This is a genomic window from Pseudoalteromonas sp. Angola-30 (assembly GCF_028599215.1).
GTDB classification, from domain to species: Bacteria; Pseudomonadota; Gammaproteobacteria; order Enterobacterales; family Alteromonadaceae; genus Pseudoalteromonas; species Pseudoalteromonas atlantica.
Genome location: NZ_JAQREI010000091.1, coordinates 1 through 255 on the forward strand (window position 1 = coordinate 1; position 255 = coordinate 255).

Sequence of the window (255 nt, forward strand, 5' to 3'; positions counted from 1 at the left end):
TTTGGGGTACGATTCGGTATAATCTGAAGCTTAGAGGCTTTTCCTGGAAGTATGGCATCAGCAACTTCACACCCTTGGGTGCTCGTCTCGTGTCTCAGCCTAACAGCAACCCGGATTTACCTAAGTCGCTAGCCTACTCACTTTCACATGGACAACCATCGCCATGCTTGCTTAGCCTTCTCCGTCCCCCCATCGCAATTATACCAAGTACGGAAATATTAATCCGTTTCCCATCGACTACGCCTTTCGGCCTCG

At 49.8% G+C, this 255-nt stretch carries 1 rRNA gene; it reads right to left on the reverse strand.

Going from position 1 to position 255, the window contains the following annotated elements:
- Nucleotides 1-255: ribosomal RNA gene (locus PSH54_RS20735) — 23S ribosomal RNA — on the reverse strand; the annotation flags it as partial.